Source organism: Collinsella sp. AF15-51, assembly GCF_003462845.1.
Lineage (GTDB): Bacteria > Actinomycetota > Coriobacteriia > Coriobacteriales > Coriobacteriaceae > Collinsella.
Genome location: NZ_QRYG01000015.1, coordinates 35,122 through 54,507, shown reverse-complemented (window position 1 = coordinate 54,507; position 19,386 = coordinate 35,122). Strand labels below are relative to the sequence as shown.

The 19,386-nt window shown below is 58.8% G+C and carries 16 protein-coding genes; 6 read left to right on the top strand and 10 right to left on the bottom strand.

Translation table 11 applies throughout. From position 1 onward, the window contains the following. From DWW51_RS10305 to DWW51_RS07775, 3 genes are all read left to right on the top strand, one after another. A partial coding sequence (locus DWW51_RS10305; protein WP_197032217.1) for a hypothetical protein occupies window positions 1-628 on the top strand: 628 nt, incomplete at its 5' end. Further along, window positions 628-1,287, top strand: a complete 660-nt coding sequence (locus DWW51_RS07780; protein WP_117774097.1) for a TIR domain-containing protein — start codon at window positions 628-630, stop codon at window positions 1,285-1,287. The genes DWW51_RS10305 and DWW51_RS07780, both read left to right, overlap by 1 nt. 77 nt (window positions 1,288-1,364) lie before the next feature. Beyond that, window positions 1,365-2,765: a hypothetical protein gene (locus tag DWW51_RS07775; protein WP_124786402.1), complete on the top strand. Its 1,401-nt coding sequence runs from the start codon at window positions 1,365-1,367 to the stop codon at window positions 2,763-2,765. Between the two features lie 127 nt (window positions 2,766-2,892). Here DWW51_RS07775 and DWW51_RS07770 read toward each other — a convergent pair whose 3' ends face one another. Beyond that, window positions 2,893-4,134 (bottom strand): Fic family protein, encoded by a 1,242-nt coding sequence (locus tag DWW51_RS07770; protein WP_117774095.1) that lies wholly within the window; start codon window positions 4,132-4,134, stop codon window positions 2,893-2,895. Window positions 4,135-4,554: 420 nt separating this feature from the next. Beyond that, window positions 4,555-6,117 carry a cation:proton antiporter gene (locus DWW51_RS07765; RefSeq protein ID WP_006234446.1) on the bottom strand — a complete coding sequence of 521 codons (1,563 nt, stop codon included), beginning with the start codon at window positions 6,115-6,117 and terminating at the stop codon, window positions 4,555-4,557. Between the two features lie 184 nt (window positions 6,118-6,301). Between DWW51_RS07765 and DWW51_RS07760 the strand changes: the two genes are divergently transcribed. Then, complete coding sequence (locus DWW51_RS07760) at window positions 6,302-10,048, top strand: phosphoribosylformylglycinamidine synthase (RefSeq protein ID WP_117774094.1); 3,747 nt, start codon at window positions 6,302-6,304, stop codon at window positions 10,046-10,048. Between the two features lie 99 nt (window positions 10,049-10,147). Next, window positions 10,148-11,083 (top strand): DMT family transporter, encoded by a 936-nt coding sequence (locus DWW51_RS07755; protein WP_117774093.1) that lies wholly within the window; start codon window positions 10,148-10,150, stop codon window positions 11,081-11,083. Between the two features lie 98 nt (window positions 11,084-11,181). Here the strand turns inward: DWW51_RS07755 and DWW51_RS07750 are convergent, their stop codons facing one another. The 5 genes from DWW51_RS07750 to DWW51_RS07735 all read right to left on the bottom strand — a co-directional run bounded on the left by DWW51_RS07750 (window position 11,182) and on the right by DWW51_RS07735 (window position 14,657). Beyond that, a complete protein-coding gene (locus DWW51_RS07750) occupies window positions 11,182-12,324 on the bottom strand; it encodes a GGDEF domain-containing protein (RefSeq protein ID WP_117774092.1) in 1,143 nt (380 codons plus the stop codon). A gap of 189 nt (window positions 12,325-12,513) precedes the next feature. Further along, window positions 12,514-13,239, bottom strand: coding sequence for a 2-keto-3-deoxygluconate permease (locus tag DWW51_RS07745; RefSeq protein WP_255413089.1), 726 nt, complete (start codon window positions 13,237-13,239; stop codon window positions 12,514-12,516). Beyond that, window positions 13,223-13,537, bottom strand: a complete 315-nt coding sequence (locus DWW51_RS10435; protein ID WP_255413088.1) for a 2-keto-3-deoxygluconate permease — start codon at window positions 13,535-13,537, stop codon at window positions 13,223-13,225. The genes DWW51_RS07745 and DWW51_RS10435 overlap by 17 nt, the downstream gene beginning before the upstream one ends. Window positions 13,538-13,687: 150 nt before the next feature. Continuing rightward, on the bottom strand, window positions 13,688-14,011 hold the full coding sequence (locus DWW51_RS07740) for an AzlD domain-containing protein (RefSeq protein WP_035137063.1): 324 nt from the start codon (window positions 14,009-14,011) through the stop codon (window positions 13,688-13,690). Beyond that, a complete protein-coding gene (locus DWW51_RS07735) occupies window positions 14,001-14,657 on the bottom strand; it encodes an AzlC family ABC transporter permease (protein ID WP_255413090.1) in 657 nt (218 codons plus the stop codon). Before DWW51_RS07735 ends, DWW51_RS07740 begins: the two co-directional genes overlap by 11 nt. A gap of 162 nt (window positions 14,658-14,819) precedes the next feature. Here DWW51_RS07735 and DWW51_RS07730 point away from each other — a divergent pair, with 162 nt between their 5' ends. Further along, on the top strand, window positions 14,820-15,632 hold the full coding sequence (locus DWW51_RS07730; RefSeq protein WP_117774090.1) for an HD domain-containing protein: 813 nt from the start codon (window positions 14,820-14,822) through the stop codon (window positions 15,630-15,632). On the opposite strand, the gene DWW51_RS07725 is transcribed toward DWW51_RS07730, so the two are convergent. From DWW51_RS07725 to DWW51_RS07715, 3 genes are read right to left on the bottom strand one after another with little or no spacing between them, the layout of a single operon-like run. Further along, window positions 15,629-16,834: an electron transfer flavoprotein subunit alpha gene (locus tag DWW51_RS07725; protein WP_117774089.1), complete on the bottom strand. Its 1,206-nt coding sequence runs from the start codon at window positions 16,832-16,834 to the stop codon at window positions 15,629-15,631. The two genes, DWW51_RS07730 and DWW51_RS07725, sit on opposite strands and share 4 nt — an antisense overlap. Beyond that, window positions 16,835-17,650 carry an electron transfer flavoprotein subunit beta/FixA family protein gene (locus DWW51_RS07720; RefSeq protein ID WP_117774088.1) on the bottom strand — a complete coding sequence of 272 codons (816 nt, stop codon included), beginning with the start codon at window positions 17,648-17,650 and terminating at the stop codon, window positions 16,835-16,837. A 2-nt stretch (window positions 17,651-17,652) separates the two neighbouring features. Beyond that, window positions 17,653-19,254, bottom strand: coding sequence for an FAD-binding oxidoreductase (locus DWW51_RS07715; RefSeq protein ID WP_117774087.1), 1,602 nt, complete (start codon window positions 19,252-19,254; stop codon window positions 17,653-17,655). Window positions 19,255-19,386: the final 132 nt, after the last annotated feature.

Sequence of the window (19,386 nt, the reverse complement as noted above, 5' to 3'; positions counted from 1 at the left end):
CCGCCTCGCGGTGACATCGTTTTTATGTCAACCTTGGTCTAACAGAGCCTTTTGGATTGAGAGCGCATTCTCTTTGGTCATGCTCGCCCTGGTGGTTTCAACCTTGTTATTTGGACCCCAAAAGAATCTTAAGATATTTGGTATCTCAAAGATACTTGTTATTGGCGTATCGTTTGCAGTCCAATTGTTGCTAGGCATACTAGGGTCCGCGTTAAAAACAGAGGCGCTTCCAGCAATTCCAATTCTCAGTTTTCTGCTAGCAAGCGCTGCGACAGCCACGCTCTTCGCAACAGGCGCTTCCGAATCTCACGCATCTACCATTGAAAACCAAATTTCAAGCAAATCGCAATCCATGCAGAACCTTGAACTTCAGCTAAGACTGCTTCTAGATGAATCACCTTCAGAGTTGCGCGCATCAATGACCAGCTTCTTGGAAACTTCAAGCCTTGCCGACCCCGCCAGTTGTGAAGCAAGCGCTCAAGTTGAAGACGAAATATCGAGCGCACTTCGTGATCTATCGCAATCAATCGAATCAAACGATATCGAAGGCGCGAACTCGAAAATATTGCGCATGACTTCATTGATAAGGCAAAGAGCAGCACTGGTTAAAGCAAGCAAGGACAGCTAATGATCGATAAGGATAAATTAATCTCGCTTCTTATTTCAAAAGAAATTCCAGTAAAAACGACCCGGAGATACAAAACTATTGGCTATCGAATAAAGCTCGAGAGTGGAACAGCCGTATATGTCTACGACAGCGGCGGCTTCTTTTGTCAAGGAAATAACGCTGATCAGGTCCGAAAAGCCATCGAAGATGAAATCATTGATGAACCAAACAACAAAGTTTTCGTTGTTTACGGCCACGATAAAACCGCACGAAACCAACTCCAACGTCTTCTCGAAGAGTTAAATCTCGAGCCTATTTTTCTCGATAATCAGCCTATAGGGGGCCGAACAGTAATCGAACAACTAATGGAATACATCCCTTGCGCTAATTTCGGGATAGTACTTATGACCCCGGACGACATAGGCTATCCAAAGAATAAACAGGATCGACCGCAGCCAAGAGCTCGCCAGAACGTAGTTTTGGAGCTTGGGATGCTACTGATGAAATTCGGCAGGTCTAGGACCGCGATCCTTCTCAAAGAAGCCGACCCACCAATAGAAAAACCGTCCGATATAAACGGCATCTTATATCTCCCTTACAAGGAAGACGTTTTTGAGATAAAGCAGAAACTAATACGGGAAATGAACAGCAAGGGGTATGAAATGGAGCAATCGAAATGAAAGCGCTACAATGCGAGCTCTGCGGTAGCACAGAGATTATCAAGGATGGAGACTTTTTCGTCTGTCAAAGCTGTGGAATGAAATATACGCTTGAAACCGCAAAGAAAATGATGGTCGAAGGTGTTGTCCAAGTCGAAGGCACAGTGAAAACAGACCGCACTGAAGATGTCGATCGATATCTCGCCTTGGCCAGAACCGCTCAAAAAGCCGGTAACAACGCTGATGCTGAGAAATATGCCTCCATGGCCCTCGAGATTGATCTTAAGAACGCCGAGGCATGGTCAATAAAGGCAAAAGCGATAGACTGGCAGCTCACGTTTGACAACGATCGCTTGTCGGAATCAAATGCAGCATGCATTAATATGCTAAAGCTGCTAAATCGAGCCCCATCAGATTTTGATGAGATAAACACCGCGCTAAACATAGCGATAGGTTTCATTGAGCATTTGCGAGCTATCGCAAACTCTGAGATAGACTATTTCTGCCAGGAACTTGCAAATCTACCGAATGCGAAGAATCTAGAGTTAATTCAATCGGGGCTCATTCGTCACCTACAGTCGCGTGAACTCCAATGGAAAAATATAGAGGCCGTGTGCGAATTACAAACGGCTGCCGTAAAGAGGCTCAGCAAAGAGCAGGGGGAGAGTGCCAAGATACCCGAGAATATCGAAGATCTCCTCGGCGCCCTTACCGAAGACCTTTCCGGTCTTGCAGCGCGCAACATTTCATCAATGTATTACAATGCTGCAATCACGATCCTAAAGTCTGCGGTCAACGGCTGCTCCACATGGTCGGAACGGTGGAACAAGGTCCGTGTATTTGATTACTACGCGACAGATGATTTCGACTATGACAACGAAAAAGAAGCTTTTGATCTATGCATAGATGCGTACGATAGTTGCATAAAAGCGGCTCGCTTAGCTATCGACCTCTTTGACAATAAAGTCACTAAACAAGGTACTGCCACAGACGAGATGCTCTTAAGATGCTGGGGCATATTGTGCAGTCTCGAGGAGCTATGTATCAAAGTTCGAACAAATCGCCGATACTACGGATACTACGGACACTCCAGCGAACAAATAACAAACGACGGCTTTTTCCTTAGCGATGAGGCAAAGCAGCTTCGGAGAGAACAGTTAGAAAAGGACATGGCAAAGCGTGACGAATACGACCCCGAGAAGAAGAAGGAACGTGAGCGCGCTGAAAAAGAAGCAGAGCTCCAAGCCAAATATTGGTTAGATAATCCTGTTAAAAAGTCGCAAAAACAAGCGCTCGAAGATGAATTTGACCGTTTGGGGAACGAACTTCGAGAGCTTAAGAGCAGACGTTCTTTCTTCAGTCCATTCGAATTCAAAGCGAAACGAGAATGTGACACAAAAATAGAACAGGCCCGCGCGCGCAGGCGGGAAATCAAAGACTCTTTGAAGGCCTTAGACGATGAACTCATGGCGTACGTGTCGAACGAAATTGAATCATAGCTTTCACCGCTTGCCGCAACAGTCCATTGGCGACCTCAAAGGCGCCTCAATGGGATAAGAGCGATTTCACACCATGGAGGAATGGCGGGCAAACGCTCGGAGTGTTCATTTGTCTGATAACCGATGTTCACTCTAGCCCGAGCAGATTAAGTCCCGCCACCGTCATCTTGCACACGAGCGGCCTTGCGGACACCTTTTCTAAATATCCGGCAGCGATTAGGCTCGACAATGACCTACTCGCTGTCGGCTTTGTCACATCGAGATAGCCCGACACACCATCAAGCGTAGATTCACCAAAGGCACCGAAGATATGCATCTGTGCCGCATAAAACAGAATATCTTTTGCCCTTTCGGTAAACGTATCGTCGAGTTCATCGATCGCCCGCTTGAGATCATCGAGTTGTACGCGCTTTTCGGCCAAATCGCTCAGAACGGCATCTTGCGCTTGCTCGACCAAATCAAGCATCATTGCAACAAACGGAGTAGCCTCGCTACCGTTAAGGGGCCTCTCCACCACGTCAAACGCCTTGTAATATGCGGTTTTATTCTCAGCAATCGTCCTAGAGAGCGACAACACCGTAGGCTGCGACAACGTCTCGTTCAGGCTCAACGCGAGAAGATACCTCCCCGTTCTCCCGTTACCGTCATAGAAGGGGTGAATATACTCAAAGAGAAAATGGCAGATTGAGGCTGCATAGAGGCTTGGGACATCTTCGCGATTGCCCAACTCTATCATCTTGCCAAGGAGGTCAATGATTTCGGGCTCCGAGGAAACACCCTGATGGAGAATCTTGCCCCGACTGTTCTCAATCACAACGGGACCCAAACGGAACATCTTGCCATCCGGACGGTCCTTCGGGTCAAGCACGCCCTTAGTGACGGCATCGAAAATCTCGCGAATATCCTCGGGTTTGCCGGGACGACTTGAACCATCCACCAGCTGAAGGTAGAGGCGAGCGAATTCAATAAAAGGAGTGTGCTCCTTTTCGGCGGCACCGCAAAGTTCGGCCGCAGCATCCTCCGCAGACTCCAGCGCCGCTTCAATCTGGCGCCGCGTGCTGTGCACACCCTCCATCTCGTTGCTGAAAACAACCTCCTCAAGCACCAGCGAACGAATCGAGGCCCCCAAAGCCACATAAGGCAAGCTGTTCCACAGGTTGGAAATCTTTCGCTCTTTTCTGAGGATCCGCTCGCTAGCAACGGACAGGTTCAAAGGAACACAAGCGAACAGTTCACCATGCTCAAGGTGAATTCCAGTCCGCACCGTGCCGTCGGCAGTAAGGCGCTCGCGCAGCAGCTCGTCATGGCAAGCATAACGATCGGAGCTTGGATCTGCATAAAAGAGTTTTTCGAGCGTCTTGTACGCCATCGCTTCATCGCTCCTTTGAAATCAAATAGCTTAATCGTCTTTCATTATTTCGAATATATCCGATATTTGCAATTAAGACTCAAGAAATGCATTGTCTAATTTCAGAATTTGAAGTATTGGGAATTAAGGGTTCTTTTTTACATAGCGAGCTAATTTCAAACCTCAGCAGAGCTTTATGCAAGAAGGCACGCTGTCTGCATCAACCGCAGGCAGCGCACCTCCTTCTATTCGAAAAGGAAACTGCGTCCCATAATTCCGGCTCAGAATGGGATGCGCTTTCCCTAACGAGCCTCTCGCGGAAACTGCATCCCACTCTGAGCGCCCATTCCGGGACACAGCTTCCCAACGGCCCCCGTTTCGGAAACCACATCCCGTTCCGAGCCTTCAAAGCGGGACGCGGCTTCCCCGAGAAAGTATCGACTACTTACCGTCGTCGTCTTCGGCTTCTTCGCGCGCATAGAGCTCCAGCATGCGGCGGCGGTATTCGCGCACAGCGAGCTTGGCGCGCTCCAGGCGGCGGCGCTCACGCGGAGTCAGCTCGGACGGGTCGACCTCGTCTCCATAGGTCTTATCGGCAAGCAGGTGCGCCGCGTCCACGATGCGGGCATCGATGTGGCCGCTCGCCGCCTCGGCGGAAAGACGCTCGGCAATCGTATCGAGCGTAGGCAGGCCCTCGAATACGCGACCATGGCCATGCGAGGTCAGCAGCTCGTGCTCGCGCGCGAGCAAGCTCGCTAGGTCGTGGTGGGCGCGCAAGATGTCGAGCGCATCGGATGGATGCTCGGCAACCTCTGCCACGGCGGCGACCGGTGCGGCATCCACCACGCGGTAGAAGAGCTGCGCGAGCAATGGCATCAAGAACACCGTGATGGCACCGGCGGCAACCATGACCGACGCAATATCTTGCGACAGCGCGCCCGCGTTGACGGCAACGCTCGTAACGGCAACGATGATCGGCAGCGCCGTGGTGCAGTACAGGGCCACGGTAATGCGACCATACGCCGACACATCGCGCGTCGCAGGACAAATGCTCATGGAAATAAGAATGGGCACGGCACGAATAATCAACAACGCCACGATAAAGCCCACGAGCAGACCCGGGCGCGACGCCACGGCCGTCAGATCGATCTTTGCGCCCGATACGGTAAAGAACACCGGAATCAAAAAACCGTAGGCCAGACCGTCGAGCTTGGTCTCGAGCGTATGGTTGCCCTCGGGGATGATATAGCGCAGGACAAAGCCGGCGGCAAAAGAACCCAACACGATGTCGAGATCAAAGACAGCCGAGAATGCCACGAGCGTGACCAGGATGAGCACCGTCAGGCGCACGAAGGTCTGCGACGTGGTATCGGCGCGCTCCTCAACAAATGCAAAGAAGCGGCTGCCGACGCGCTTGGAGCGGCTCGGGACCACGGCCAGCAACACGCAAACCACCGCAAACAAGCCAAGGATAACGAGCGTTTGGATGCCAGTGCGGGCAGACAACAGCACCGACATGGCGAGCACGGGACCGAGCTCGCCCCAAGTGCCATACGCGAGAATCGAGTCGCCCACGCGCGTGCCGGTAAGCGAGCGCTCACGCATGATGGGCACGAGCGTGCCGAGCGCCGTGGAGGTAAGAGCAAGCGTCACAGCGATACCGTCGAAATGACTGACTGAGAACCACGGGGTAAAGCGCACGGCAAGCCAGGCGATACCAAACGTGACGACCCACGTCGCCAAGCCGTAGCGCCCCTCGACGCCCGTGATGCTCTTGGGGTCGATCTCAAAGCCGGCAAGCAGGAACAAAAAGGCCAGGCCCAGCTCGGACACAAGCGAGACCTCAGCATCTACATGGATGACGCCGAGCATATGGGGTCCCAGTACCGCGCCGAGCACGAGCAAAAAGACCGTCTCGGGAACGGGTTTTCCGGGAATCGCCGAGGCGATAAAAGGACTCGCAAAGGCCACGAGTGCGATGATGGCGAGCGAAACGAATGCCATGTGATGCCTTTCTCTTGTTTGCGCTTCACTGTAGCACCCTCGCCGTCCTCAACGCGCCGCGAGCTGTCGTATCATAGTGAGGTTTACAAACATGTGGCTCAAGGCGACCGCAGGGCAGACCCCGCAAACCGACCGCTGCCGCATACCGTACCGTACGCCCAACCGATCAGGAAGGCAGGAACCAATGGTCTCTCGTATCTACGTGGAGAAGAAACCCGGGTTCGACGTCGAGGCTCAGCAGCTCAAGGGCGAGCTGACCGAAATTCTCGGCATCAAGGGCATCGAGGCCCTGAGGATTATCAACCGCTACGACGTCGAGGGCATCGACAAGGAGCTTTTCCGGTCCTGCGTGCCGACCGTCTTTAGCGAGCCCCAGGTCGATGTGACCTACGACGAGCTCCCCGCAAGCGACGGCGCCGTCTTTGCCGTCGAATTCCTGCCTGGCCAGTTTGACCAGCGCGCCGACTCCGCCAGCGAGTGCGTGCAGCTCATCAGCCAGGGCGAGCGCCCCGCCGTGCGCTCCGCCAAGGTCTATATGGTCTCGGGCGCTCTGGACGAAGCCGCCGTCGAGGCTATCAAGCACTACGTGGTGAACCCCGTCGAGGCGCGCATCGCCTCGCTCGACCTGCCCAAGACACTGTACATGGAGACCCCCGAGCCTGCGCCCGTCGAGGTGCTCGACGGCTTCCGCGAGCTCGACGAGGCCGGCCTTGCCGCCTTTATTTCCGAGCGCGGCCTTGCCATGGACGAGGCGGACATCGCCTTCTGCCAGCAGTACTTCCGCGATGAGGATCGCGACCCCACCATCACCGAGATCCGCGTGATCGACACCTACTGGTCCGATCACTGCCGCCACACCACCTTCGGCACCGTCCTGGACGACGTGACGATCGACGACGCCGTGGTGCAGCAGGCCTTCGACCGCTACATGGAGATGCGCCACGAACTCGGTCGCGACACCAAGCCCGTCTGCCTCATGGACATGGGCACCATCGGCGCCAAGTACCTCAAGAAGACCGGCGTCATGACCGATGTCGACGAGTCCGAGGAGATTAACGCCTGCACCGTCAAGGTGAAGGTCGATGTCGACGGCGAGGACCAGGACTGGCTGTTCCTCTTTAAGAACGAGACCCACAACCACCCGACCGAGATCGAGCCCTTCGGCGGTGCCGCCACCTGCGTGGGCGGTGCCATCCGCGACCCGCTGTCGGGCCGCAGCTACGTGTACCAGGCCATGCGTGTCACCGGCGCCGGCGACCCCACCGTCCCCGTGTCCGAGACGCTCGAGGGCAAGCTGCCGCAGCGTAAGCTCGTGACCACTGCTGCCGCCGGCTACTCCAGCTACGGCAACCAGATCGGCCTTGCCACCGGTCAGGTCAACGAACTCTATCACCCCGGCTACGTCGCCAAGCGCATGGAGGTCGGCGCCGTCGTGGGCGCTACCCCGGCAAACCACGTGCGTCGCGAGTGCCCCGCCCCCACCGACAAGATCATCCTGTTGGGCGGCCGCACCGGCCGTGACGGCATCGGCGGTGCCACCGGCTCCTCCAAGACCCAGAACACCGAGTCCATCGAGACATCGGGCGCCGAGGTCCAGAAGGGCAACGCCCCGGTCGAGCGCAAGCTGCAGCGCCTGTTCCGCCGCGGCGATGCCTGCCGTCTGATCAAGCGCTGCAACGACTTTGGCGCCGGCGGTGTCTCGGTCGCCGTAGGCGAGCTTGCCGACGGCCTGTATGTCGACCTTGATACCGTGACCAAAAAGTACGACGGTCTTGACGGCACCGAGCTCGCCATCTCTGAATCCCAGGAGCGCATGGCCTGCGCCGTCGCCGACGGTGACGTCGAGGAGTTCATGGGCTACGCCGCCGAGGAGAACCTGGAGGCGACCGTTATCGCCGAGGTTACCGCCGAGCCGCGCATGCGCATGGCCTGGAACGGCGTCGCCATCGTCGATCTGTCCCGCGAGTTCCTCAACTCCAACGGTGCGCCCAAGCACCAGGTCGTCCACGTCTGCGCCCGCAGTGTGTGGCAGCCCAGCTGGGCCGGTACCACGCTCGCCGAGCGCATGACCTCGCTCGTCACCGACCTCAACGTCGCTTCCAACAAGGGCCTTTCCGAGCGCTTCGACTCCACCATCGGCGCCGCGACCGTGCTCATGCCCTTTGGCGGCAAGACGCAGCTCACCCCAAGCTCGGCCATGGTCGCCAAGTTCCCCGTGGACGGCGAGACCACCACGGCGAGCGCCATGGCATGGGGCTTCAACCCCTATCTGATGGAGGCCGACCAGTTTGCGGGCGCCTACCTGTCCGTGGTCGAGTCCATCGCCAAGCTCGTTGCCGCCGGCTTTGAGCACAAGCGCACCTACCTCTCCTTCCAGGAGTACTTCGAGCGCCTGCGCACCGAGGCCGAGCGCTGGGGCAAGCCCATGGCTGCCGTCCTGGGTGCCCTTATGGCCCAGGTCGACCTGGGTGCCGGCGCCATCGGCGGCAAGGACTCCATGAGCGGTTCGTTTGAGGACGAGGCCGGCGAGCTCAACGTTCCGCCGACCCTGATCAGCTTCGCCGTCGCCGTGGGCAAGGCCGCCCGCGCCGTCTCGCCCGAGTTCAAGGGCCTCACGCACCGCGTCGTCCGCATCGCCCCCGCCACCTATGGCGAGGACTACCGCCCCGATGCTCAGCAGCTGCTCGCCGCGTTTGACGCCGTCGAGGCGCTCACTGCTACCGGCAACGCCCTGGCCATCTCCACGCCCGGCTACGGCTGCGGCGCCGAGAGCCTCTTTAAGATGTGCGTCGGTAACCAGATCGGTATCGAGCTTGCCGAGGATGTAGACGTGGAGAGCCTCTTCACCCCGCTCTACGGCAGCTTTATTGTCGAGCTCGCCGAGGATGCCGAGCTGCCCGAGGTCGCCGACGGCGTTGTCGTCGAGCCCCTGGGCACCACCGTCGAGGGCTATGTCATCGACACCGGTTCCGAAGTCATCGAGCTCTCCGAGCTCCAGGAGGCCTGGGAGAGCGGCATCGAGGGCGTCTTCACCTACCGCAGCGCCGGCGAGACCCCCGAGGTCGAGACCATCGACTTCCGCGCCAAGGATATCCACGTGTACGGCGGCGCCAAGATCGCCCGCCCGCGCGTGATCATCCCCGTGTTCCCCGGCAACAACTGCGAGTACGACAGCGCCCGCGCCTTCCGTGCCGCCGGTGCCGAGGCCGACACCTTCGTGATCAACAACCTCACGCCCGAGGCCGTCGCCGAGAGCACCCACGAGCTTGCCCGCCGCATCCGTGCAAGCCAGATCGTCATGATCCCCGGCGGCTTCTCGGGCGGCGACGAGCCCGACGGCTCCGCCAAGTTCATCACGGCGTTCTTCCGCGCTCCCGAGGTCACCGAGGCAGTCCGCGACCTGCTCAAGGCCCGCGATGGCCTGATGCTGGGCATCTGCAACGGCTTCCAGGCCCTGATCAAGCTCGGTCTGGTGCCCTACGGCGACATCGTCGACGCCACGCCCGATGCGCCCACGTTGACGTTCAACACCATCGGTCGCCACCAGAGCCGTCTGGTGCGCACCCGCATCTCGTCCAACTTGTCCCCGTGGCTGTCGCAGTGCAGCCTGGACGACCCCTACACCGTCGCCATCAGCCACGGCGAGGGCCGCTTTGTCGCCAATGACGAAGTGCTCGCCCAGCTGATCGCCAACGGCCAGGTCGCCACGCAGTACGTGGGCGAGAACGGCAAGCCCAGCATGGACCTTTCCGTCAACCCCAACGGCTCCGCACTCGCCATCGAGGGCATCACGAGCCCCGACGGCCGCGTCTTGGGCAAGATGGGTCATGCCGAGCGCCGCGGCGACAACCTGTACCGCAACGTGCCCGAGCATGTCCCCGGCGATAAGTTCATGCCGATCTTTGAGAGCGGCGTGGCCTACTTCGCTTAAAGCTATCCCATCGGGTACAATCCCCTCGGGTAACAACACCCGCCACCGGCACGCCCGGTGGCGGGTTCTTTTTTGCTTCGCGCATACAGGAAGGACATCATGGAAAGCCGCAAGCCGTATCTCGCCACCCTGCCCGGGCTCATCCTGGGCTGCCTCGTCTGCTGCGCGCTCTGGGGGTCGGCTTTTCCCTGCATCAAGATCGGCTACGGCCTCTTTGGCATTCCCGCGCACGACAGCGCCTCGCAGCTGCTCTTCGCGGGTCTGCGCTTCACCCTTGCCGGCATGCTGGTCATTGTCGGCATGAGCGTGGCCCAGCGCCGCCCGCTCGTTCCGCAAGCGCGCGATATCAAGTCTATCCTCACGTTGTCGCTCTTCCAGACTATCGGGCAGTACTTCTTTTTCTACCTGGGACTCTCGCGCGCCAGCGCCATGTCGATCTCCATCATCGAGGCCAGCGCCAACTTCTTGGCCATCCTCTTTGCCGCCCTGGCGTTTCACACCGAAAAGCTCGATGCGGCCAAGGTGCTCGGCTGCGTACTGGGCTTTGCCGGCGTCGCGCTCGTCAACCTTTCGGGCGCGGACGGTACCTTTGGCTTTACGCTCGACGGCGAGGGCTTTATCCTGGCCTCCACCGTCGCGGGTGCCCTTTCGACCTGCCTGATCGGCATCTTCTCGCGCGAGCACGACGGCGTCTTGCTTGCCGGGTGGCAGTTCTTGGTCGGCGGCCTGGTCCTCACCGCCATCGGCTTTTTGATGGGCGGCACGCTCTCCCCCACAGCGATTGCCCCCGCCATCGCGCTCATCATCTACATGGCGCTTATCTCCGCGGTCGCGTACTCGCTGTGGTCGCGCCTGCTTGCCGTCAACCCCGTAAGCCGCGTTTCGGTCTTTGGCTTTATGAACCCAGTCTTTGGCGTGCTGCTGAGCGCGCTGCTGCTCGGCGAGGGCGCTGGCACGAGCCCCGTTACCGTCATCGTTGCCCTGCTGTTGGTCTGCGGCGGCATCATCATCGTCAACAAACCCAAAAAGGCCTAGCGAGCTCACTTTTTTGAGAGGTTGTTCGCACACTTTAGCTTATTGGAGTACATCGGTGAGCTGAGGGCCGCCACGCACGCAAGCGTGCGCCCCTTTTTCTAGCGTATCTGAACGCCGGCTTTCTTTTTCTCGGCCTTGACGCGGTAGAGCTCCGCATCGGCAGCGCGAAGTAAGTCTTGCCAGGTATCAACACTATCGCCGACCCGCGCGTAACCAATGGACATCCGCAATGCATACGGCACCTCGGCACGAGCGAGCTCGTCGTTAATCGCCGAACACAGGTCCATGATGTCCTGCTCCGCCGCTGCCTTTTGAAGCACCACGAACTCATCGCCGCCATAACGTGCGATAAAGCCACCAGACGCTGAGCAGACCTCTTTGAGCGTAGCAGATACGACCTGGAGGGCATGGTCGCCCTCCACATGTCCATAGCGATCGTTAATCTGCTTAAAGCCGTCAGCGTCCATCATGAGCAGATACACATCTTCGGCCTGATCCATATTCGAGAAGAGCGACAGCATATAGGTCTCAAAGCGGTTGCGATTGTTGAGACCGGTCAACGGGTCGGTCGAGATCATCTGCTCCTGGCAAACAATGTAGAGCTGCAACATACTTAACATGATGCCGACACTAAGGCAAGGACCCGAATAAAAGACCTGAAAGACACCAGCTACCAGGGCCGGAATGGCGAAAAATGCCAAGGTTTGATAGATGGCCTTCTTTTGTAGGCTCTCGACCTTGCAAGATTGTATAAACGCATGCAGGGACGTATATATAACGTAGCAGTAGCTGACGATGGGCTGGATCATATAGACAAAACCACGACGATACGCGCCCTGCGCATCGATATAGAACAGGGCATGCGTCCAGTAGCTCGAAAACGCCAGTACGACTACCAGCGCCGCAGGCAGCGTTACAAGCGCCACTCTAGAGCGCGCGGTCAAAAGGCGAGAACCCTGCACCGTCTCGGAATAGATAAACCAAATAAGGCACGCGGCGGCAAAGAGCGAAAACGAAACCGCGTTGGAAATCCAGTTGGCAGCAATGCCCAGCGTGCCGCCCACACCGTCCGAAAGCGTCCAGATTATATCGAATAACATGTACGCGGCAGAGGTGTAGCCGAGCGTACTAAACAATAACTGCTGGGTACTCGAGAACAAGGAGTGGCGACTTCGCGCGGCAAGCCCGATAAGAACAATCATGCATAGCAGGAATATCTCGATCTTGAGTGCCTTAACCACTAGACGCCATCCCTTCAATATCCAAGTGGTCAGAATCGCCCGATTCGTGCCTGGGCAATAAACACCCCTACTCCGCAGGGGTATAGGGAATAATAGCAGAGCGCCCGAACGTCACTGCAAGACAGCTCTCGTTCGGGCGCCCATACGGCGCGAATTGCACACGCCGGCTTGATTGACTCGCGTCGACGATTACTCGCCGTCGATGTCGGTCGCGACGGCCTCCTCAATAGCCTCGACGCCTTCGACCGACAGATCCTCTTCGCCGTGGCAGAACTTCTTATCGACCCAGCCGGTCAGAATCGGGGCCATGATGGCCGTGATGATGACGGCGGTGGCGATCTGCGCATACGCGGTGGGCGCAAGCTCGGCATAGCGCGGCGCGACCTCAGCAAGAGCAACCGGCGTGGTCATAGCCGTGCCGGCGATGGTGGAGCAAGCAACGGCGGCCTTGCCGTTGCCGCCGCACAAGCGCTCGAAGGCAAAGGTGATGGGGCCAACGATAAAGAGGGTGATGAGGCCCAACAGAATGCCGGAAATACCGCCGGTGATAAAGCTCGACAGGCTCATGGACGCACCGAGCTGAAATCCGATGACGGCAATCGCGGGATTGGCACCGGGAACCAGCAGGTTCTTGATAAACGGGAACAGGTTGCCCAGAACCATGCCAATAACGAGTGGCAAGATGGAGCCGATAATGGTGCCAATGGGAATGTTGGCGAGGCCGGAAACACCGAGGATGATCATCGTGACGGCGGGGCCAGCCGTAAAGAACAGGATACCGACGGCGCCCTGCTCGGACTCATCGCCGAACTCGCCCATGATGCCCGTATAGAGCGCCATGTTGCAAAACGTGATGCCGCCGATGATAGACACGGAGCTCAGACCCAGGAAGTTGTCGTTAAAGAAATATGCCACGCCCAGACCCGCGAGCTGCTGCGACGACCAGCTTGGGGATCAGCACGACGATACCGGTCTTGATGGCACCCGGCGTGGACTTAAAGCTGATGCCGGCGCCCACAAACAGCAGGATCGCGGCGACAATGGTATTGGAGCCACCGCGGCAGGCAGCCGTAAAGAATCCGCCGATCTCAAAAACCTGCGGGCAGAAGGTGTTGAGCAAAAGACCGACGATCATCGGATAAATCATGATGTCGCCCGGGATGCGCGGGACCTTGAATTTCTTTTGCTCGTTGGTGGTTGCTTCCTGTGCCATGAAACCCCCATTTCCGCTGACGGGATACAAAAGCCCACGTCACGCTTTGCTACAGTAAAGTTTGACCATGGTACCAGAAGAAATAGACCAGCTCGGTGAAAAACTCGACAAGTTGGGATGGAACGAGATTCGGCGCCCGCGACGCCACCCCTATATAAGGCTCAAGACGATATAGAGTACGATGCCCGAGACGCAGCACCACAGCATCGATTTTGTCTTGACCGCCACGACCACGACGCCGGCGGCCGCAATCCAGGGAACCAAGGCAGGCCAGAGCCCCGCGTCGAACGCGCCGGGACTCACCAAGTCGTTGGCGACCAGCGCGGCAAAGGCAGCGGGCGGGATATAGCCCAGGGCCTCGGTAATACGGGGCGACAGGGTCCGCCCGCGCAAGGCGAACGCCGGCGCGATGCGAAAGAACGCGATAGCAGCCCACGACGACAGCCACAGAACCAAGAACTCGTTAACGGGCATCGCGGGCACCTCTTCCGTCAAATACAGCATCGCACGCCAGCGCAATGGCAATGCCGACCACGACGCTTGCCGGCACGGTAATATTCATGAGGCCCAAGAACTTGCATACGGCGACGGACACCGCGCCCGAAACCGCCGCGACAACGTTGCCGCGCGACAACCGCTGCGAAAAGAGTAGACAGATAAAGAGCGACGTGCAGACGAAACTCGCAATAGCGGTGGGAACATCGACAACGGCGCCGACGATGGCGCCCGTCGTACACGATACGCCCCATGTTGCGATAAGGATCACGTTGAGCACAAAGGACTCGCGCGGGCCCCAATCCTCCCCTTCAACCAACTTGGCAAGCGAGATGCCATATGCCTCCTCGGTAAGTGTCGCGGCAACAGCCAGCGTCTGACGCTTCGAGGCGCCCGCCAGATGGGGTGCGATCGATGCCGAGTAAAGCGCAAAGCGCGAGGAGATGGCGGCGACGCTCGCGACGATCGATGCTGCAGGCACGCCCGCCAGCCACAGGTTGCAGATCATAAACTGGCCGCTGCCCGTCACAAACGTGCTGCTCAGAGCAAAGACCATCCAGGGGTCCATTCCCGTCTGCCCCATGATCATTCCGCACGGCGCGCCTATTGCAACATAGGTAAGCATCACTGGCCAGACGATTTTAAAGATCCTAAGGACCATGCCACTCCCATTCTGGTAAGTCGTCTGCAGCGCGCCTTGCAACGCAGCAGAAATATCAACCGGTGGCAATAAAGTTCACCTACAATTGCCACCGGATCGAAAGACACAACTTTTTAGGAAGTCATTATGACAGTTATCGATCGAGACCGGGCGCGCGCGGCCTTCAAAAGCTACACCGATGCCTACGACGCCACCAACCCACGCATCGCGCTCAAAATCGAGCATACGTACCACGTGGCCGAGGCATGCGATGCCGTAGCGCGCGAGCAGGGCTGGTCGTCAGAAGATATTGACCTGGCATGGCTTTGCGGCCTGCTACACGATATGGGCCGCTTTGAGCAGTTGCGGCGCTGGGACACCTTTAAGGACGCCGAGAGCATGAGCCATGCAGCGCTGGGCATCGAGGTCCTCTTTGGCGAGAATCCCGCCGATGCACCCGCCGTAACGAGCATCCGCGACTTTATCGATGACCCGGCAGAGGACGAACTGATCCGCGCGAGCATCGCCCACCACAGTGATTTTCGCCTGCCCACGGAACTCGACACCCGTACACGGAGCTTCTGCGAGATCGTGCGCGATGGCGACAAGATTGACATTATGCGCACCATCGCCGACAGCACCGTCGACACCATCCTCAAGGTGGATGAGGACACGTTTCTCGCCAGCCACTTCTCGACACCGGCGCTTACCGCCTTTGACGAGCATCGCTGCGTCGCGCGTGACGAGCGCAACGAGCCGGCGGACTACCTGGTGGGGCTCATCTGCTTTATGTTTGAGCTCGTCTATCCGGCAAGCCGCGCGCTGGCGCGCGAGCAGGGCGATATCCACCGCCTGCTCGACGCGCCCTTTGGCATTGCACGGCCTTTTAGCGACCCCGCCACGCAAGCGACCTGGGAGCGCCTAAAGAACGAGATGCGCACCTGGCTGGCGCGCGCCTAGTGCTCAAGCTGAGCTAGGAGCTCCTCAACGATCTCAACGGCATCGCCGACGACCTTGTACTGGGCGGCACCGAAGATGGGGGCATCCGGGTCCTCATTGATGGCGACAATGCACTCCGCCCCACCGATGCCGGCGAGATGCTGGATAGCACCCGAGACACCGATGCTCACGAGGAGCTTGGGCGAGACCGATACACCCGTCTGGCCAATTTGGTGGCGATACTCCAACCAGCCTGCCTCCACAATGGGACGCGTGCAACCAAGCTCGGCACCCAGGGCATCGGCGAGCTTTCGCATCAGGGGCAGATTCTTCTTGGAGCCGATGCCGCGGCCCACCACGACCAGACGCTCGGCATCGGCAATTGAGGCCTGCTGTCCCCACTCCTCGGCGGGAATCGAGATCTCGACGCGGGCCTTAACGTCATCCGCAAGCACTACCTGGGTAATCGTGCCGGAGCGGCTATAGTCAAACTCGGGCGCCTTAAAGATGCCGGGGCGCACCGTTGCCATCTGAGGACGGTGGTTGGGACAGATAATGGTGGCCATCAGGTTGCCGCCAAACGCCGGGCGCGTCTGCTGCAGCAGACCCGTCTCCGTATCCATCGAAAGCACCGTGCAATCAGCCGTAAGACCCGTCTGCAAGCGCACGGCCACACCGGGCGCCAGCTCGCGACCAAAGGCGGTCGCGCCGTACAGAATGGCCTCGGGCTTGCGCTCGGCTACCAAATCGCAGATCAAGCGAGCGTAGACCTCCGCGTCGTTCTGACGCAGGCGCTCGTCACGACAGACCAGAACTTCGTCCGCACCGGCGCAAATCAGATGCTCCAGGTCCCCGAGTGAGCCCTCGGGGCTCATGCCGACCAGTGCCACCAGACGGCAGCCGCGGGCATCGGCAAGCTCGCGCCCCTTGCCCATGAGCTCGAAGGCCACGGATGCAACGGCATCGTGCTCGTCAGTCTGCACGAAGATCCAGATGTCTCGATATGCGTCAAGGTCTGCCGCGCCGGCGGCCTCGTCGCGCTCAATCGAGATGGCGTTGACGGGGCAGGCGTCGACGCACCCACCGCACAGGATACAGCCGTCGGTTACGCGGGCACAGCGATTGGGGCGCTCACCCTCCACCACAATGCCGTCCGAGGCGCAGGCGCGAACGCAGCGACCGCAGCCGATACAGGCTTCGCTATCGATAATCAGCCCGCTCATCTATGCCATCCCCTCAATAATCTTGGCAAGTTTTACCGCCTGCTCGGACGCCGTTCCCTCAACGGCCTCGCACGTTTGGTCACGGTCGGGCACAAACGAGCGCACGACCTGCGTCGGTGATCCGGCAAGGCCGCAACGCGAGGGATCGGCGTTTACGTCGGCAGCGCTGGCCACACGCACGTCTGCATCCTCGGCCGCGCGAATACCGGCAATACTCGGCATGCGCAGCTGGCCAATCTCCTTGGCAGTCGTCATCGCACACGGCATCTCCAGGTACACCGTCTCCTCGCCGGCATCGCAGCCGTGGACGAGCGCCAGCGAGCCACACGTCGTAAATCCCGCGCTCTGCACACAGCTCACGTCGGTCACGCAGGGGACCCCAAAGGCGCCGGCCAGCTCGGGGCCGATCTGGGCCGTATCGCCGTCCACTGCCATCTTGCCGCAGATGAGCAGGTCAAAGTCCCCATCGAGTGCCTCGATGCCGCATTTGAGGGCATAGGTGGTTGCCAGTGTATCGGCACCTGCAAAGGCGCGATCGGTCAGCAGCAGCGCGTCGTCGGCACCTCGAGCGATGCAGTCGCGCAGCAGCGACTCGGTCGCGGGGATGCCCATCGACACCACCGTTACGCGCACGTCCATGCCAAAGCCGATAAAGTCGTCCTTCAGCGCTAGCGCACATTCGAGGGCACTTGCATCGAAGGGATTAATGACCGCCTGTTTGCCATCACGCACGATAGTATTGGTCTTGGGGTCCATCTTGACCTCGGTGCTTCCGGGCACCGCCTTGACGCACACCACCATATGGAAATCACTCATCTTCACGCGCCCCCTTTCTGGACGAGTTCATCCAAGAGCTTCTCCGTAAACAGGTTGCCGCGACCCAGCTGGCCGGCAGGATCGAGCTGGAGTTTGAGGCGCGCCGACTCGACCATGGCCTCGTGGCCGTACATCGTCTCCAAGAAGCCCGCCTTGATCTTGCCGACGCCGTGCTCGGCAGAAACGGCACCGCCCATGGCCGTGACCTCGGAAGCCCACTGGGCAAAGAGTTCTCCACCACGACGGTAGTCTTGCGCATCGCGCGGCAGGATGTTCACATGCAGATGGTTATTCCCGATGTGTCCCCAGGCAGCAGACTCAAGCCCGCTTTCGGCCAGCGTGCGGCGATAGAGGGCCATGACATCGGCAAGGCGTGCATTGGGCACCGACATATCCGATCCCAGCTTGGTAATGGTGGGGTCGATGCGGCGACGCTCGTCAATGAGCATATTGACGCTCTCGGGGACCGCGTGGCGGAAGAACCGCTGGCACTCGCGATCGACTTCGGTGCGGGCGACCCATGTCGCATCGTCGCGGCCGCCCGCAAGCTCCAGCACCCATCCCAGGTGGCACAGCTCCTCGGTCGCCTGCGCCTCGTCATCGCAGTCGAGCTCCACGTAGACACAGACCTTTGCCTCGTCGTCGAGCGCCGGCAGCGAGGCAAACGCTGTCGACTGCTCGCGCTGGCGACGCAGGATATCCAGGGCGCCAGCATCGAAATACTCAATAGCGGCGGCATGGGACAGCACGGGACGCACGGAATCGGTAAAGGACACGGCCTTGTCTTCGCTATCGAAAAAGCAACTCACACCCCATACGACCGAAGGTGCCGCCTGCAGGGCGATCTCGAGCTCGGTAATGACGCCGAGCGTGCCGCACGCACCGATAAAAAGATCGATGGCGTCCATATCGTCCGCAACAAAATACCCCGAGGCATTTTTGGTCTTGGGCATGGTGTAGTCAGGAAGATCAAGCTCGAATGTATGACCCTCTGCCGTCACAAGCGACAGGTGGCGGCCCTGGGCAAAAGCCTCGCCGCGCTGAAGCTCAAGCAAATCGCCATCAGCCAGCGCGACGTGGAGTCCCGTGATATGCGGGCGCATGGGACCGTAAGCGTAGCTGCGGGCGCCGGAGGCGTTGCATGCCGCCATGCCGCCCAGACAGGCAGATGCCTCGGTGGGATCGGTGGGAAAGAACTGCTCGGGGGACTCTTGGAACTCCTCGTGGGCCTCAAGCGATGCCTGGTCCCAACCAGCGGTCGGCAGTACCTTCTTGCTCAGCTGCTTACGCAGCTCCGAGAGCACAACGCCCGGCTCCACGCGCAGCAGAAATTGGCCTTGTTCATCGCGGCGAAGGCCCAAGTAGCGATTCATACGGGAAGTATTGAGGATATGCCCACCGTGGGGCACGGCACCGGCGGCAAGGCCGGTTCGGGCGCCCTGAACCGTTACCGGGACACGCTCGGCATGGAGCTTTTTCAAAATGGCGCGGACCTCGTTCTCCGTTGTCGGAAACGAGATGCTTGAGGCCTCGCCCGACGTGCGAGACTCATCGCGGCTATACTCTTCGAACTCATCGGTGAAGGGCTTGATGGTTGCAGACACGCGAACTCCCCCTTTAGCTAACTACAGTGTTTGCAGGGAGATGTTACCGCATCGTTTCGTCGACGTGTTCGAGACCGTCTCCATAATTGGCGTTTTTTACGTTCGTGCAATTCGGCGAACGGCAAGGCTTCC

Bases quoted from the DNA above. Each gene is read 5' to 3' on its own strand.
- DWW51_RS07735 (WP_255413090.1), bottom strand. From the start codon at position 14,657: ATGCTTACCTATGTTGCAATAGGCGCGCCGTGCGGAATGATCATGGGG.
- DWW51_RS07770 (WP_117774095.1), bottom strand. From the start codon at position 4,134: ATGGCGTACAAGACGCTCGAAAAACTCTTTTATGCAGATCCAAGCTCC.
- DWW51_RS07725 (WP_117774089.1), bottom strand. From the start codon at position 16,834: ATGAGCGGGCTGATTATCGATAGCGAAGCCTGTATCGGCTGCGGTCGC.
- DWW51_RS07755 (WP_117774093.1), top strand. From the start codon at position 10,148: ATGGAAAGCCGCAAGCCGTATCTCGCCACCCTGCCCGGGCTCATCCTG.
- DWW51_RS07720 (WP_117774088.1), bottom strand. From the start codon at position 17,650: ATGAGTGATTTCCATATGGTGGTGTGCGTCAAGGCGGTGCCCGGAAGC.
- DWW51_RS10435 (WP_255413088.1), bottom strand. From the start codon at position 13,537: ATGGCACAGGAAGCAACCACCAACGAGCAAAAGAAATTCAAGGTCCCG.
- DWW51_RS07765 (WP_006234446.1), bottom strand. From the start codon at position 6,117: ATGGCATTCGTTTCGCTCGCCATCATCGCACTCGTGGCCTTTGCGAGT.
- DWW51_RS07740 (WP_035137063.1), bottom strand. From the start codon at position 14,011: ATGCCCGTTAACGAGTTCTTGGTTCTGTGGCTGTCGTCGTGGGCTGCT.
- DWW51_RS07760 (WP_117774094.1), top strand. From the start codon at position 6,302: ATGGTCTCTCGTATCTACGTGGAGAAGAAACCCGGGTTCGACGTCGAG.
- DWW51_RS07775 (WP_124786402.1), top strand. From the start codon at position 1,365: ATGAAATATACGCTTGAAACCGCAAAGAAAATGATGGTCGAAGGTGTT.
- DWW51_RS07780 (WP_117774097.1), top strand. From the start codon at position 628: ATGATCGATAAGGATAAATTAATCTCGCTTCTTATTTCAAAAGAAATT.
- DWW51_RS07730 (WP_117774090.1), top strand. From the start codon at position 14,820: ATGACAGTTATCGATCGAGACCGGGCGCGCGCGGCCTTCAAAAGCTAC.